This is a genomic window from Corynebacterium sp. HMSC078A10, assembly GCF_001811565.1.
In the GTDB taxonomy this organism is placed as follows: domain Bacteria; phylum Actinomycetota; class Actinomycetes; order Mycobacteriales; family Mycobacteriaceae; genus Corynebacterium; species Corynebacterium hesseae.
Genome location: NZ_KV805214.1, coordinates 726 through 1,078 on the forward strand (window position 1 = coordinate 726; position 353 = coordinate 1,078).

General features: G+C 50.4%; 1 pseudogene. It reads right to left on the minus strand.

The window, feature by feature from the left end:
* Positions 1 to 353, minus strand: a pseudogene (locus tag HMPREF2808_RS13750) (transposase); the annotation flags it as partial.

Below are 353 nucleotides of genomic sequence, written 5' to 3' on the forward strand. Positions count from 1 at the left end.
GCATCATCGATAATCTGGTAAATCGTGACATGGGTATGGACATGGTCAAAGAGGCGATAGACCAGTCCATCGATTTGCCAGAGTTCACCGACGAGATTACGGGCGAAGCGCTTATAAGAGCTGCGTGGCCGTTTGCGGGCATTGGCATCAACAAATCCCAGTTCATGCAGCCACGAGGCGATTGTAGAACGCGACGGGGTGTAATCTGCGCCTACAGTGTCGAACAAGAAATAGTAGATCGACCAAGGGCCATAATCTAAGCCTTGCTCCATTAACTGTTGCCTGGCGTGGGCGACTGCGATTTTGTCGGCTTCGTTAAATTTCTTAATCGGATTCTTCGGGGCAGTCGAATC